14 protein-coding genes are annotated in these 16026 nt (G+C 45.2%); 4 read left to right on the plus strand and 10 right to left on the minus strand.

Translation table 11 applies throughout. The annotated features are described in order from the left end of the window. Positions 1-21 precede the first annotated feature (21 nt). The 5 genes from yidD to mscL form a co-directional block, all read right to left on the minus strand. Positions 22-243, minus strand: coding sequence for a membrane protein insertion efficiency factor YidD (yidD, locus tag H6550_02305; protein MCB9044951.1), 222 nt, complete (start codon positions 241-243; stop codon positions 22-24). 59 nt (positions 244-302) lie between these two features. Next, positions 303-695: a ribonuclease P protein component gene (locus H6550_02310; protein ID MCB9044952.1), complete on the minus strand. Its 393-nt coding sequence runs from the start codon at positions 693-695 to the stop codon at positions 303-305. A gap of 19 nt (positions 696-714) precedes the next feature. Then, positions 715-870, minus strand: a complete 156-nt coding sequence (gene rpmH / locus H6550_02315) for a 50S ribosomal protein L34 (GenBank protein MCB9044953.1) — start codon at positions 868-870, stop codon at positions 715-717. An 88-nt stretch (positions 871-958) separates the two neighbouring features. Next, on the minus strand, positions 959-1720 hold the full coding sequence (locus tag H6550_02320; protein MCB9044954.1) for a geranylgeranylglyceryl/heptaprenylglyceryl phosphate synthase: 762 nt from the start codon (positions 1718-1720) through the stop codon (positions 959-961). 72 nt (positions 1721-1792) lie between these two features. Beyond that, positions 1793-2224, minus strand: a complete 432-nt coding sequence (gene mscL, locus H6550_02325; GenBank protein ID MCB9044955.1) for a large conductance mechanosensitive channel protein MscL — start codon at positions 2222-2224, stop codon at positions 1793-1795. A 190-nt stretch (positions 2225-2414) separates the two neighbouring features. Here mscL and H6550_02330 point away from each other — a divergent pair, with 190 nt between their 5' ends. The 4 genes from H6550_02330 to H6550_02345 are packed head-to-tail and all read left to right on the plus strand — an operon-like array spanning position 2415 to position 8984. Beyond that, positions 2415-3041 carry a TetR/AcrR family transcriptional regulator gene (locus tag H6550_02330; GenBank protein ID MCB9044956.1) on the plus strand — a complete coding sequence of 209 codons (627 nt, stop codon included), beginning with the start codon at positions 2415-2417 and terminating at the stop codon, positions 3039-3041. Beyond that, entirely contained in the window at positions 3038-4405 is a 1368-nt protein-coding gene (locus tag H6550_02335) for a TolC family protein (protein MCB9044957.1), read from the plus strand. The genes H6550_02330 and H6550_02335 overlap by 4 nt, the downstream gene beginning before the upstream one ends. 36 nt (positions 4406-4441) lie before the next feature. Continuing rightward, the gene (locus tag H6550_02340) at positions 4442-5548 is read left to right on the plus strand and encodes an efflux RND transporter periplasmic adaptor subunit (GenBank protein MCB9044958.1); all 1107 of its coding nucleotides are present in this window, start codon (positions 4442-4444) and stop codon (positions 5546-5548) included. A 37-nt stretch (positions 5549-5585) separates the two neighbouring features. Then, complete coding sequence (locus tag H6550_02345) at positions 5586-8984, plus strand: efflux RND transporter permease subunit (GenBank protein MCB9044959.1); 3399 nt, start codon at positions 5586-5588, stop codon at positions 8982-8984. Positions 8985-9053: 69 nt separating this feature from the next. Here the strand turns inward: H6550_02345 and selD are convergent, their stop codons facing one another. The 5 genes from selD to H6550_02370 all read right to left on the minus strand — a co-directional run bounded on the left by selD (position 9054) and on the right by H6550_02370 (position 15996). Then, on the minus strand, positions 9054-10115 hold the full coding sequence (gene selD, locus H6550_02350) for a selenide, water dikinase SelD (GenBank protein ID MCB9044960.1): 1062 nt from the start codon (positions 10113-10115) through the stop codon (positions 9054-9056). Then, positions 10088-11113, minus strand: a complete 1026-nt coding sequence (gene mnmH / locus H6550_02355) for a tRNA 2-selenouridine(34) synthase MnmH (GenBank protein ID MCB9044961.1) — start codon at positions 11111-11113, stop codon at positions 10088-10090. The genes selD and mnmH overlap by 28 nt, the downstream gene beginning before the upstream one ends. Before the next feature lie 91 nt (positions 11114-11204). Next, positions 11205-11798, minus strand: a complete 594-nt coding sequence (locus H6550_02360) for a hypothetical protein (protein MCB9044962.1) — start codon at positions 11796-11798, stop codon at positions 11205-11207. A 79-nt stretch (positions 11799-11877) separates the two neighbouring features. Then, the gene (locus H6550_02365; protein ID MCB9044963.1) at positions 11878-13812 is read right to left on the minus strand and encodes a tetratricopeptide repeat protein; all 1935 of its coding nucleotides are present in this window, start codon (positions 13810-13812) and stop codon (positions 11878-11880) included. 168 nt (positions 13813-13980) lie between these two features. After that, positions 13981-15996, minus strand: a complete 2016-nt coding sequence (locus H6550_02370) for a hypothetical protein (protein MCB9044964.1) — start codon at positions 15994-15996, stop codon at positions 13981-13983. Positions 15997-16026 lie beyond the last annotated feature (30 nt).

Consider the following 16026-nt stretch of genomic DNA (forward strand, 5'->3'; position numbering starts at 1 on the left):
CAATAGACCTTTTAAGAACGTCTACGGCACAGGGTCATATCCACTACCGCCCCACGGGTGACAGGACAGGATGCGCTTAATGGCCATACGCCCGCCTTTCCATGGCCCGTATTTTTTCACGGCTTCCAGTCCGTAGGCGCTACAGGTGGGGGTATAGCGGCATTTTGAGCCGAACAATGGTGATATCGCCCCCTGGTAGAAGCGTATCAGCCCGATGAATAATATGGAGAAAAACTTTTTAATAAGTCAAAATTCAAAAATGAAAACCAAAAACTCAGATTATCTCCGGGTAATGTATGGTTTTATGTATTGTCAGCAGCCATAGTTTCAGCCAGCCTTTTGATGCCTGTTTGTATGCTATGTTGCAAGGTACTGAAATCCACTGCTTCGCGCGCAATATAGAGTATAAAGATGCGCAGGTGTTGGTCGGCGGGTATAGCGGCATACAGGTCTTTTTTGTTCAGGCGCCATGCTTCCAGCATCAGCCTGCGCAGGTGGTGGCGCTGCACCGACCGGCGGAATTTTTTCTTAGGCACGGAAAAGCCAACCCTTGCGGGCGACAGCTCGGCCTCGCGCGGCACTACCTGGTACACGAATTTTACCTGTAAAATAGAAAACGCTTTTCCTGTACGGAAAAGCGTATCAATATGTTGCTCGCGCTTCAGCCGCTCGTATATTTTGAATGTATTACGAATGGCTTTTAGTTTTTAATGATTACTTCAGGCGTGCTTCGCTGGAAACTGTCAGCTTCTTGCGGCCTTTTTTACGACGTGCAGCTAATACTTTGCGACCATTTACAGACTGCATACGCTTACGGAATCCGTGAACTGATTTGCGGCTGCGACGACTAGGTTGAAATGTACGTTTCATCTTTATTTTTATTTTAACCCCTGCTACAGGGTGGTATTTAATTTTTTAAGGGAGTGCAAAGGTAATTGATAAATATATACCTTCCAAATCATTTCACAGAAGCTGTAGCTTCTTTTGTGGCCTGCACCAGTTCGGCTATCAGCAGGGGGTCGCGCTCTATGGCATTGCCCACTACCACTATATTGGCTCCGGCCTTACAGTTCTTGTACACTTTTTCGGGTGTTTGTATGCCTCCGCCTATGAACATAGGTATCTCAATATGGGCGCTCACCTTGCGTATCATCTCCTCCGAAATGGGGTTTTTCGCCCCACTCCCTGCATCCATATATATAATATGCTTGCCCTGCAGCTCGCCCGCCCATGCAGTGCACAGGGCTATATCAGGCTTGTTGGCAGGTATGGGTGCCGAGTGGCTCATATATGATACAGTAGTGGGCGTACCCCCATCTATCACCATATATCCTGTAGAGATCACTTCCAGCCCGCTGGCCTTAACTGCCGGAGCAGAAACCACGTGTTGGCCTATCAGCAGGTCGGGGTTGCGGCCTGATATCAATGAGAGGTACAATAATGCATCCGCATATGGTGTGACCTGTGCCGGGCTGCCCGGGAATAATAATACAGGTATTTTACTATTGGCTTTGAAACGCTCTACGCAGGCTTCCAACTGGTGTTCTACCACCAGGCTTCCGCCCATCAGCAGGTAGTCAACCCCCGCATCATTGCATAATTCTGCCAGGTATTGCATATCGGCAGGGGCCACCTTGTCGGGGTCTACCAATACGGCAAAGCCGCTTTTGCCCGTTCTTTTACGCGCTCTCAGGTCTTCATATATCTTTCCTGTAGCCATGCAACAATACTCTTACAGCACAAAAATGCGTAAATAAATGGTTTTTAGCCACAAAAACTTTGCAACTGTGCGTTATTTCTTCAGCGCGTCGCGTATTTCCATCAGCAATTTGTCAGTAGAAGAAGGCTCCGGTGGTGCAGCAGGCTTGGCCTCTTCTTTCTTTTTGGTCTTATCTATCATGCGTATCATGATAAAGATACAGAAGGCTATGATAAGGAAATCTACTACTGCCTGAATGAAATTACCGTATGATAATACATTGGCGCCCGCCTCTTTGGCCTGTGCCAGGGTATCATACACGTCCCCGTCTTTGCCGGCTTTCAGTACAATGAACTTGTCATTGAATTTGCCGCCACCTGTCAATACCCCTACAAGCGGCATGATAATGTCATTGACCAATGCGCTTACTATTTTGCCGAAAGCGCCACCTATTACTACGGCTACTGCCAGGTCCAGTACATTGCCCTTCATGGCAAATGCCTTAAAATCTTTTAATAAACTCATAACGGGAAATTTTATGTATGCCAAAATACTAAATTTAATTTCCGTCCGAAAGTGTAGCGAAGCGGAAAATACCCACATCGAAGTAACAAAACCCGGCTTTATCTGTTTTTGCAATACCGGGTATCGAAATAAAATATACTCAGGAAACTATTTTCATAATAAATGTTTCCATAGTTTTGCCCCCGAGATTATGGAACCATTAGATAAAATACTGGGTGCTGCCATTGAATTGTTCCGCCAATACGGCTTTAAGACAATTACAATGGACGATATTGCGCGGAGGGCGGGTATATCTAAAAAGACGTTATACCTGCATTTTGCCAATAAAAATGAGGTGGTGAGCGAAACCATCAGTTGGTACAAAACAAAAATATCCGAGAACTGTTGCACGATAATGGAACAGTCGGAAAATGCCGTTGAGGCCATGGTGCGGGTGATGGAGGTATTTGATAGTATCAACAAACAAATGAATCCACTGGCGCTGCTGGAACTGGAAAGATTCTTCCCAGAAGTGTTCAAAGAGTTCAGGGACAGCATGGTAGAGAAGGACGTGCAGAATATCAAGGCCAATATAGAACGAGGCATGAACGAGGGCTATTACCGCCCCGAAATAGATGCCGAGTTCATGGCACGTTACAGAATGGAGCTGTCGCTGCTGATGTATCACCCTACTTTGCTTATCAACGACAGGTTCAACCTGCAGTTTGTGGGCAGGGAAATAAGTGAACACTTCCTGTACGGCATCATGACCCCCAAAGGAGAAAAACTATACCAGAAATATAAAGAACAATACTTTAAGCAAGTTTCTAAAATATGAGACAACTACTCTGTTCAATATCGCTGATAGCATTATTGATACCAAACACACTACACGCACAGCAAAATGGTGAGCCGTTGCAGCTAAGCCTGGACGATGCCATGAACCTGGCTGTAAAAAATAACGTACAGGCTAAGAATGCAAGGCTGGACAGGATGAAGCAAAAGGCCATAAACGACGAGGTGAGGGGCCTGGCATTGCCGCAGGTGAGTACAAAAGGTGAGTATAACCAATATCCTGATCCGGTTAAATCATTCTTACCCGGTACATTCTTTACAGATAAAAATGGTCAGCCATTATACCCACCGGGTACTTTTGTTCCCGTGCAATTTACGCCCAAATATTCTGCAACAGCTTCTGCAACGGCAACCCAGATATTATTTGATGGTAGTGTCATGGTAGCTCTGCAAGCCAGGGAAGCTTTGCTGGAGTTGTATGACCGGCAGACACAGTATACCGAAGAACAAATAAGGTATAATATTCAGAAAGGTTATTTCGCACTGGTAGTGGCTGAAAAGCAATACGAAACCATGAAAGAGACCATGCAGTATATCAGGACAATTGGTCGTGAGACAAAAGCCTATTATGATAATGGTTTTACAGAAAAAATAGATGTGGACAGGATATCTGTTCAGGTAAATAACCTGGCAGCAGATAGTACTAAGGTAGGCAACCTGATAGCTGTAAGTAAACAAATGTTGAAATATCAATTGGGTATTGATATGGAAATACCGATAATATTAACAGATACAGCGGTTGGTAATGCGATATCCGAAGCTAACCAGATGTTGTTGGATGAGGTTAAGTATACGGACCGTACAGACTATATGCTATTGAAAACGCAAAAGAGCCTTAATGAGTACGACCTGAAAAGGCATCACTTGTCAGCATTACCGTCTTTAGCTGCATTTGGTACTGCCGCATATACTTATCAAACGAATGACTTCAGCAAGTTTTTCGGAAATCAGTATGTATTCTATACAGTAATAGGCCTGCAATTGAAAGTACCCATTTTTGACGGCTGGCAAAGACGTAGCAGGGTATCGCAAGCTAAAATAAGCCTGACGCAGACTGAGAATAATATTGATAACCTTAAGCGAGGTATAGACCTGGAAAATAAGCAATATAAAACAACGCTTAAGAACGCATTGTACACACTGGACAACCAGGAGCGTAACTTCTCACTGGCAAAAAGTGTGCTGGAAACTACAAGGGAAAAATATAAAGCAGGTGTAGGAAGCAGTATGGAAGTGTCACAGGCGCAAACAGAAATGCTCAATGCACAGAGCAACTACTTCCAGGCAATGCTGGATGTAATAAACGCACAATCTGACCTTAGAAAAGCAATGGGTCAATTCAAATAATCAAATTAACCAAAACGATATAAAATATATAATAGCATGAAACGCTCGGTTATATTACTACTCACAACGATCATCCTGGCTTCTTGCGGTGGCGAAGAAAAACAAGCTGAAAATAAAGCTGCCAAGTTGGATAAATTAAAGAAAGAACGTGCTGCTCTTGATGACAAGATCAGCAAACTGGAAGCAGAAGTGCTGAAAGATAATCCCGGACAGGCTACACCGGTAACAGCTATGGTATTGCAGCCAACCAGGTTCAACGCATATGTTGAAGTACAGGCAAGTGTTAGCGGCGATGAGAACGTGAACGTTACACCGCAGGCGCCGGGTGTAGTAAGGTCGGTGAATGTACGCTCAGGCCAGCACGTGAGCAGGGGCCAGGTAATGGCTACACTGGATGCTGCTGCTGTTGAGCAACAAATAAAAGCGCAGGAAGCGCAACTGACACTGGTAAAACAAGTGTACGAAAAGCAGCAAAAGCTGTGGGCGCAGAATATCGGTTCTGAAGTTCAGTTGCTGACAGCTAAGGCCAACTACGAAAGCACGCAGAAGCAATACGAAGCGCTGCAGGCACAAAGGAGTATGTACACCATTACTTCGCCTATCAACGGTACTGTTGATGCGGTGAATGTAAAGGTAGGTGACGCTACTGCTCCGGGTGCTATGGGCATACGCGTGGTAAGCTTCGACAAACTGAAAGTGGTAAGCGCATTGGGTGAAAGCTATATAGGCAAAGTGAAGCAAGGTGACAGGGTAAAGCTGATATTCACCGAGACAGGTGATACTATCGATACCAAGCTGAGCTATGTAGCCCGTTCGGTAGACCCGGTATCGCGCGCATTCAACGTAGAGGTATGGCTGGGTACCAATAAGAATATCAGCCCGAACATGTCTTGTAAAATGCAGATCGTAAGCTACGCGAATGACAAAGCATTGACCGTGCCTATATCTGCTGTGCAGGTGCTGCCTGAAGGCCACTCGGTATTTGTTGTGAAAGATGGTAAAGCAAAAAGCGTAGAAGTGAAACTGGGAGAAACATCTAACGGGCAGGTGGAGATAACTGGTGGCCTGAGTGCAGGCGACCAGGTGATAACAGAAGGCCAGAGCGAAATAACATCAGGCGACCCTGTTGCTGTTGAAAAATAAAAACTACACTACAAAGATTATCTGAAAATAGTAATCAATGAAAGATTCATTCAAAGAGTTTAAACCATCCAGTTGGGCGATCAATAATCGCACGGCTGTATACATACTCACGATCATCATAACGCTGGCGGGCCTGATGACCTACAACAGCCTGCCTAAAGAGCAGTTCCCGGAGATCAAGATCCCGCAGATAATCGTGCAGACCGTTTATCCCGGTACTTCTCCGGAAAATATGGAGAACATCGTAACCAAACCTATTGAAAAAGAAGTAAAGGGTTTGTCTGGTGTGAAGAAAGTAACCAGTAACTCATTCCAGGATTACTCGGTGGTGATTGTTGAGTTCAATACAGATGTTAAGATAGATAAGGCAAAGCAGGATGTAAAAGACGCGGTGGACAAAGCGCGTACGGACCTGCCGCAGAACCTGCCCAACGAGCCCGAGGTGAAAGATATAGACCTTTCAGAACTGCCGATATTGTATGTGAACATATCGGGCGATTATGACCTGAAAAGGCTTAAAGAATACGCTGATGATATACAGGACAGGATAGAAGAACTGAAAGAGGTGAAGGAAGCGCAGATGGTAGGTGCGCTGGAGCGTGAGATACAGATCAATGTAGATATGTATAAAATGGCTGCCGCAGGTTTCACCTTTGGTGACATAGAGAATGCTGTAGCTTACGAGAATATTTCGTCTACACCGGGCCTGGTATCTATGAACAACCAGAAGCGCATCCTGACCATCCGTAACGAGTTCAAAAATGCTGAGCAGATCGGCAACCTGATCATTAAGAACCAGTATGGCCGTGCGCTGTACCTGAGAGATATCGCGGATGTAAAAGACTCTTTCGAAGAGCAGGAGAGTTATGCCCGCCTGGATGGTAACAACGTAATTACACTGAACGTCATCAAAGCGAAGGGCGAGAACCTGATAGCAGCCTCAGAGAATATTGAGCAGGTGATAGAGGAGATGAAAGAAACTGAGTTGCCGAAAGACCTGAAAATAGTCATCACGGGCGACCAGTCGGAGAAAACAAGTAATACACTGCATGAACTGATCAATACCATCATCATCGGTTTCATACTGGTGACCATCATATTGATGTTCTTCATGGGTGTGACCAACGCGTTGTTCGTAGCCATGGCTATGCCTTTGTCTTGTGCTATTGCCTTCCTGGTAATGCCGGGGTTAGACATCACGCTGAATATGATCGTGCTGTTCTCCTTCCTGCTGGCGGTGGGTATAGTCGTTGATGATGCCATTGTGGTGATAGAGAACACGCACCGGATATTTGATAATGGTAAGGTGCCGATAGAAAAGGCCGCGAAGACGGCGACGGGTGAGATATTCCTGCCCGTACTAACCGGTACTATTACAACGCTTATGCCATTCATTCCGCTGGCATTCTGGAAAGGGGTGATCGGGGAGTTCATGTTCTTTCTGCCGGTAACGCTGATAATTACACTGTTGGCCTCATTGTTCGTGGCCTACATCATCAACCCGGTATTTGCGGTTAGCTTCATGAAGCCGGAAGATCATAACAACACGGAAAAGCCACGCTTCAGAAAGTCTGACAGGGTAGTTGCCGTAATATTCGGCGCAATAGCATTGCTCAGCTACCTGGGTGGAGGAGTAGGTATGGGTAACTTCATTATCTTCTTATACCTGTTCGTTTTGCTGGAGAAATTCGTTTTCTCAAAATGGATAAAGGCTTTCCAGACAAAACTGTGGCCGTCATTCAAAGAGTGGTACACCAAGTGGTTGATACGTGCATTGAATCATCCGGGTAAAACGATGCTTATTGCAGTAGGTATCATGATACTGTCAATAGTGATAATGATGGTACGCCCACCGAAGGTTGTATTCTTCCCGAGTGCCGACCCGAACTTTGCTTATGTGTACCTGAATATGCCGGTAGGTACAGATCAGGCTTACACTAACGAAGTGTTGGAGAAATTGGAAAAACGTGTGACCGATGCACTGGATATAGATTACAAATCAGGTAAGACCAACCCTGTTGTAAAATCGGTGATAGCGAATGTGACCGTAGGTGCAGTAGACCCGAACAGTGGAGAGGTAGGTAACTTCCCGAACAAGGGACGTATCACAGTTGCCTTTGTAGAATTTGCTGACAGGCACGGAGTGTCTACGGCAGAATACCTGGACAAGATACGTAGCGCTGTGAAAGGTGTACCGGGTGCGGTAGTAACAGTAGATAAGGAACAAGGTGGTCCGCCATTGCCTAAGCCTATCGTGGTTGATATCGTTGGTGATGACCTGGATTCGCTGATAGCAACATCCGAGCGGTTGAAAAAATACCTGGATGATAAACGTATAGCAGGTGTAGAAGAACTGCGTAGCGACTTCCAGGCTAATAAACCGGAGATCGTGTTCGACCTGGATCGTGAGCGCATGAACAAAGAAGGTATCATGACCGGGCAGATAGTGGGTGCATTGCGTACAGCAGTGTTCGGTAAAGAGATATCACGTTTCCGTGATGCAAATGATGATTATCCTATTACATTAAGGGTAAGGAAAGACCAGCGCGAGAATATTGACGCGGTGAAAAACATGCCGATGCTGTTCCGCGATATGGGTATGGGTGGTGTCATCCGCCAGGTGCCTATCAGTTCATTTGCCGATATCAAGTATGGTAAAACATATGGTGGTATCAAACGTAAAGACTTGAAACGTATTATCTCATTACAGTCTAACGTACTGACAGGTTATAATGCTAACGAAGTGGTGGCTGCCATAGGTCGTGAAGTGGCTAACTTCAAAGCACCGGTTGGTATTACCATAACTATGGGCGGCCAGCAGGAAGATCAGGCCGAAACGATGGGCTTCCTTGGTGGTGCTATGATGGTATCTATAGGTTTGATATTCCTGCTGCTCATCATGCAGTTCAACTCACTGAGCAGAACGGTTATTATCATGACAGAGATCCTCTTCAGTATATTCGGTGTGTTCCTGGGTGTAGGTATCTTCGGTAACGACTTCTCTATCGTAATGAGTGGTATCGGTATCGTAGCGCTGGCAGGAATCGTGGTGAGGAATGGTATATTACTTATAGAGTTTATGGACCTGATGCTGAAAGAAGGTATGGAGCCTTACAACGCGATAGTAGAAGCAGGACGTACCCGTATGACACCTGTGGTACTGACGGCAACGGCTGCTATACTCGGCCTGATACCATTGGGTGTGGGCCTGAACATAGACTTTGCGACGCTGTTCTCAGAGCTGAACCCACATATATTCTTCGGTGGCGACAACGTAGCCTTCTGGGGCCCGCTGGCATGGACCATGATATATGGCCTGGCATTCGCTACCTTCCTGACACTGATACTGGTACCGGTAATGATGTTGCTGGCCTTCCGTTTCAAAGCTAGGGTGAAGAGGTGGAGAGAACGTTTCTCTAAATCAATAGAAGATTAAAAACACGCATATTCGGACATATAAAAACCGCCCTTATTCTTAAGGGCGGTTTCTTTTTGTGTTATTCATTCAGGCTTTTACCTGCACTACTTTTTCTCCTTTCACAGTCATTTTACCTACAGGCTCAATAAAATGATGCAGCTCATGATCAGTCAGTACCTGCTGCACTTCTGCTACAGCATCAGGTGCCACGGCTATGAGTAATCCACCGTTGGTTTGCGGGTCTGGTAGCAGATTGAACGCCTGCATTACATCCACACCTGCTTCAAAACCTGTTTTGCTGCTGTAAGCATTCCAGTTGCGGTAGGTTGCATCCGGCACTACCCGGTCCTTCAGGTAATCAGCAGCACCGCATACTATCTGCAATTTAGAGTAGTTTATCTCTGCCGATAAAGAACTACCCTCTGCTATCTCTACCAGGTGCCCTAACAGTCCGAACCCTGTAACATCTGTCATCGCATGTACACTTTTTAGCTTGCCTAAAGCTTCCCCTGCTTTGTTCAGGGCGGTCATACTTTCTATCATTTCTGCCCGCTGTTTCTCGGTTATCAGTCCCCGCTTTTGTGCGGTGGATAATATGCCTACACCCAAGGGTTTGGTCATAAACAGTATATCACCTTCCTGTGCGGTATTGTTTCTTTTCAGGTTATCAATATTAGCAAGACCATTCACTGCAAGCCCGAAAAAAGGTTCTGCGGCATCAATGCTATGCCCGCCTGCAAGTGGTATGCCAGCTTCTTTGCATACAGCCCTGCTGCCTTCAATTACTTTCTGTGCCAGGTCTGCAGGAAGTTTGTCTACCGGCCATCCTAATATGGCGATAGCCAGTATTGGTTTACCGCCCATGGCATACACATCGCTTATAGCATTGGCAGAAGCTATCCGCCCGAAGTCATAGGCATCATCTACTATGGGAGTAAAAAAATCCGTTGTGCTGATAAGTGCAGTGCCGTCACCCAGATCGTAGGCACAGGCATCGTCTTTGCTGCTGTTGCCTATCAGTAATTTGTCATTATCTGGTTGTATGGTATTGCTTTTCAGTATCTCTTCCAGTATGGCGGGGGCTATCTTGCAGCCGCATCCCGCTCCGTGTGCATATTGGGTTAATCTGATTTGCTCAGCTCCTTCCATCTTAATAATATGTTTGTATTCAGTTCTGCATTCACTTCATTGCTTTGTATCTGCCCTATCTCCACATCAGGGTTATTCCTTTTCTCCAGTGCCTTTTTATAATGCTTGTCATAGTATTTCAGCAATATCCTGAACGCCCCGGTAATGTCATTATCTTCCAGGCATTGCTGAGTTGTTTTGGTTTCCAGCCCTCCCAGCCTTTTCTGTATCCGCGACACGGCACCCAGCAGTTGCTCTTTATCCAGTTGCCCGTACTCTGCTGCAATATGTTTCAGCCTTTCTTCAAAAGGAATATCTAAAAAGTATACAGGCGAGTTCCGCATCGTTTTCCAGAATGCAGGTGGTATATTGATATTGCCTATGCGCTGGCTTTCATCTTCCATCCATATAGGGTTATCGGTAGTAGCTTTTGTTTGAGCAAGCTCTTCAGCCAGCAGGTTTTCAAACATTTCCTGTTTGGGTTGCGGCACACCTGCTATTGCACCAAAAGCAGAGCCCTTATGTTTAGCCAGGTCTTCCAGGTCTATTACGATATGTCCTTTTTGTGCCAGCTCATTCAGTACCGGTGTTTTTCCCGAGCCGGTATAGCCTCCTATGATATGAATAGGATGATCCTGCTCAAATTGCCGGTGCACCCATTTACGGTACGACTTATATCCGCCCACAAGGGTAGACACGTTGAAACCATACAGGTCCAACAGCCAGGCAACACCTGCGCTGCGCATGCCGCCCCGCCAGCAGTGTACAATTATTCTTTTGTCGTTTCGGCCTTTCAGCAACTCCTCTACTTCTTCTACCATCCTGCGCATCTTCACGCCAAAGTAGTCCAGTCCTACCTTTACGGCTACTTCCCTGCTTTGTTGCTTATAAGCAGTACCTACTACTTTCCGCTCCTCATCTGTAAATAACGGCAGGCTGAGCGCACCTGGTATATGCGCATGTGTATACTCGCCCGGACTGCGTACGTCAAATACAGGAACTTCCGCCCGTTGCGTCAAAAAATCACTTATGTTTATTTTCTGAATGGCCATTTCTCAGCGGAAAGATAGCAAATAGAAATATGCCTTGTACACGATCAGGGGCAGACGATTACATATTCGCCGCAATAACACTGTCTACAATAGCATTGGATATAAGGTTGCCTTTGTATATCAGCGAATCGCCTTTAAATATCATGTCTGACCAGAACGTTGGTACATCAAAATACCCCGCATCATGCATTTCCTTGGCAAAAGCTTTTGAGTTTTTCCCCACCTTATGACCGTAACGGTCATTTTTCAGCACATACACATCCCGGTCAAAGTTTTTTACCTGCTTTTTTACAGTTTTGTATTCGTATGAGTTGGATATCAGGAACATCTGTATGTCCTCTTTTTGTTCCTGTGTTTTTATGATATTGTTGTAATAAAATAGCGGTTTACAGTTCTCACCACTACAGTAGGGCACCCAATGGTGCAGCCAGGTATAAGTATGTTCAAGGATTGAAGCGCACACATCCTTTGCGGTTATCTCTACCAGGTAATGGCCATTGCTGTCAGGAATGTATGGATCTCCAAACTGTCTTAATTCCGCCCTTTGTTCATCTTTCAGGTAGTAATAGTCTGTATCATTTATAGCGATATAGAAGTTGAAACAGGAACTCAGGCAAACAGTAATAAACAATAAAGAAGCATACTTTTTCATTTGTATATGGTATCAGGTACTACAAGGTATTAATTGGCAAAAGACTTATCGGTAAGTATATACTTTTTTAACTTAACTTTTAGCTCTCTACGAAATACATTTCCAGCATGCCTTTGCCCTTCGCTTCCAGTTCACCACGGTAGGTGCAATCAATTTTGTCTTTAACCAGTTCATAAGTTGTATGCGAGATGTTTATTTTGCCCGGTTCACTGTTTTGCTCCATACGTGCGGCGGTATTCACCGTATCACCCCATATGTCATACGCAAACTTCTTGATGCCTACTATACCGGCCACTACTTCTCCGCTGTGTATGCCAATACGTATCTCAAAGGTCCTGTCGCCAAGCTGTTCACGGCGTTGCACCATAAATGCCAGTATGTCTTTTGCTGCGCGTACCACTTTCTCCGCATGCCTGCTATCGGCCACCGGTAGGCCACAAACTGCCAGGTATGCGTCGCCGATGGTTTTTATTTTCTCTATGCCGTAGCGCTCCATAATGTCATCAAATGCCTTGAAGCAGTTGTGCAGTTCCTCCACCAGTGCTTTTGACCCCATACGTGCACCCGCCTGTGTAAAGGCTACAAAGTCAGTAAAAATGACTGTCACATGATCGAACTGGTGGGCTGTAGTGGCACCACGTTGTTTCAGTTCTTCAGTTACTTCTTCAGGCAGAATATTATGCAGCAGGCTTTCCGATTTCTTTTTCTCGGCATTAAGCTTTTTGTTGTTGCGATAGATGTATATACTGAAGAAAAGGAGCAACACCGCGATACCGATACCTGAATAGGTAAATGTTTTCTGGCGCTGTAGTTTCAATTGCGAAATGTGTTGAGCCTCGGCATTTTTTATACTGTCTGCTATCTGTTTTGCATCGTATTGTGCTTTTACTTCCAGCTTGGCTATTTTTTCTGTATTCTCTTTGTTGTAGAGCGAGTCTTTTAAATCAGTGAACTGTTTGTATGCTTCCAGCGATTGCTTGTATTGCCTGTTATGACTATAAGCCTTTGATAGTTCACTCTGGCAATACATCATGCCGTCTATCATACCCAGATCAGTGTATATATTCAGCGCACGTGTTGTTGCGGATATTGCTTCATTGTCCCTGCCTGTTTGCGTATAGACCATTGCCAGGTTCAGCAGGTTGTCGGCAATACCGATGCTGTCTTTGATCTTTTGGCATATGCCCAACGACCGGTTATAATTATCAATAGCCTCACGGTATTTGCCAATCCTGTTATACACAACACCCACATTCATATATACCCGCGCTACCGATTTGTCATGGCCTAATTCCTTGTACAAGCCCAACGCTTCATCGAAGAATATTAAAGCAGAATCATACCGCCCCAGGCTGGAATAACCCATACCCAGGTTGATAAGAGTTACCGCTACCCCGATTTTATTATTCCGTGCTTTGTCAATGGCATAGCCTCTTTTTACGTATTCCAGGGCCTTCTCAGGGTCACCGGTTTCAAAATATATAGAACCCAGATTCTGCATGACGGCTGTCATGCGTACTGAATCCTGCAACTCAGTATAACATTTCAATGCCTCGTCAAAACTCTCTCTTGTTTTCACATAATTGCCCTGGAAAAAGTACATAGTTCCAAGAGCATTGTAGCTGTTGGCAATGCCCCGTTTGTCATTCTTTTCCACGTATATTTTTAAACCTTTCTTAAAGTACTGCTCAGCAGTGTCAAACATTCCCTGCTCATTCAGGTTGATACCTGTTTGATAGTAAGCTGTAGCAATACCTATATCCCAGCGCGATCGTTTCGCCAGTGCAAGTGCTTTACGAGCATAAATAAGCCCGCTGTCAGGATTAATGTCGGAAAAAACAAAGGAAAGCTTGTTGAGTATAGCTACTTTGGTGGTGTCTTCTTTTTGTTGAGAAAGTGCAGTGGAGAGAGAGTCAACCAGTTCCCTGTTCTCTGGTACCTGTGCAAATATGCTGTTGCTAACAGGCAAGATCAGCAACAAAAAAATACAGGTAATAATTAAGGTGTTTTTCATGCTATTGGCAATGAACACCCTTAAGATATGAAATAATAACAGGAATTATATATTTTTTGAATAATATCACGTACCGTATGGCGATAACGCTACGCACAGATGGTAATGAAAGACGTCATTAATTCTGTATGCGTGCTTTGAAGTCCCCAACATGCAGAGATACAAGTGTTAAGCTTCTACGAAATACATCTTCAGCTTACCCTTGTTCTTGGCATCAAGTTCGCCTCGGTAGGTACAGGTGAATTTATGTTTCACCAGTTCGTGTGTTGTTTCAGAAATGTTGATCTTGCCCGGTTCACTGTTTTGCTCCATGCGTGCAGCGGTGTTTACGGTATCGCCCCATATATCATAGGCAAACTTTTTGACACCCACTATACCGGCTACCACCTCTCCGCTGTGTATGCCTATGCGCACTTCAAATGTTTTGTCACCCAGTTGCTCGTAGCGCTGTTGCATAAATGCGCGTATCTCCATAGCTGCTTTTACTACCTTTTCTGCGTGATGTTCATCGGCACGGGGTAAGCCGCAAACAGCCATATAAGCATCGCCAATCGTCTTTATTTTTTCAATGCCATACTTGCCCATGATGTTGTCAAAGGCTTTGAAGCAACTATGCAGCTCTTCTACCAGCGCCTGCGAGCCCATCCGCTCTCCTGCGATGGTAAAGTCCACAAAATCTGTAAACAGTACTGTCACGTGGTCAAAATGATGTGCCGTGGTGGCACCGCGCTCTTTCAGTTCACTGGCTACCTCTTGTGGCAGAATGTTATGCAGCAGGTCATCCGATTTCTTTTTCTCTTCTATTATCTCGCTTGTGCGCTCCGCCACTTCCTGTTCCAGCTGTGCTTTCTGGTTTTCAAGTATCCGTTTTTTCTCTGCTTCCTGCTGCTGTGTCTTTTCCGAAAGTTCTTTCACCTGTTCCAACTGTATGCTCAGGTCTTTGTTCACCCTCGCAAAACGCCAGGCCAGGAAAACAGACATAGAAAGCGGGATGCCCGAAAAGGCTATCAGTGACAGTATGGAAAGAAAAGCCATAGCCATCAATAGCGACCCGCCGGGGTTGCCGCTTTTGGCGGCCGCCTCCATATCATTGCCCATAAGCAAGGTTATGATAAAGATGAGCATAGTGCAAATAGCCAGTGGTAATATGCCAATGGCCAGTATCTTGGCTCCTTTTACTTTGTTGCGTATCGCCGCTATGATCAGTATCACGGCTTCCAGCATAACGATAGCCATAATCGCCGATGAGATGACGTCTTCATGTCTTGCATCATTCATGGTCATTATCATAGCAGCTATACATAGGCTTGCAATAACCAGGAAGCGCGGGCCGAAACGACTGAACAGGTAGTTGAGCAATGCACTCAATACAATAAGTGCGATGGCCAGTAACACCCCGGTTGTATGTTTTTTATGAATGAATACGTCCGCATCGCCTGACTGAGACCAGTAGCTCTGCATAATGAAGTAGATGCAGAATACAACGCATAAAATACTCAGGAACAGGTTTGACTTGTCGCTGTAGCGAAACAGCCACAACAGGAAATGCAGCCCCGCCAATGTTGCAAATATCGCACTGAGTACCATCATGAATCCGATTATGATCATGCGTAGCATTCCGTTCATGGCAATTGCACTGTTGGCTTCTGTTATACTCACAGTAAATCCGTGTATGTATGAGTCATGACCCGAAGGCACTTCAGTTCGGTAATTCGCATACCTTATCGCAATTGTATGCATGCCCGTGTCATGAAAAATAAAGATCACAGGCTGCATAATGGGATTGTAATATTCTGTACTGTCAGGGTTGCCTGATATTTTCCCGAAACGTTCCAGCAACTTACCATCCACATATATCTCAGAAGCCCCGTAATGCCTGATGCTCATGGCAAGTGGTTCGCGGCACACACTGTCCGTCACATTTACTTGTTTGCGAAACCAGCCAATCCCTTTCAGCATTTCTATACTGCTGTCCCCTTTCAGTTCGGGGTTTACCATAGCCCAGCTGCTGTCATTGTAATCAGGCATAGCCATAGTGCTGTCATCAGCATTAATGAACCGCCAGCTCGAGTCCATTATTTTCAGCATGTTCTTTTGCCCTAGAGCTGTACTGATCTGGATATCGGCCTGGCCGTATACCAAAACAGGTAATAATGCAAGGAAAATGAATAGTAGTCTTTTCATCAGTGAATTAAACTTATAGCAACTGGTGCC

The sequence above is a fragment of the Chitinophagales bacterium genome (genome assembly GCA_020636495.1).
Taxonomy (GTDB): domain Bacteria; phylum Bacteroidota; class Bacteroidia; order Chitinophagales; family Chitinophagaceae; genus UBA5543.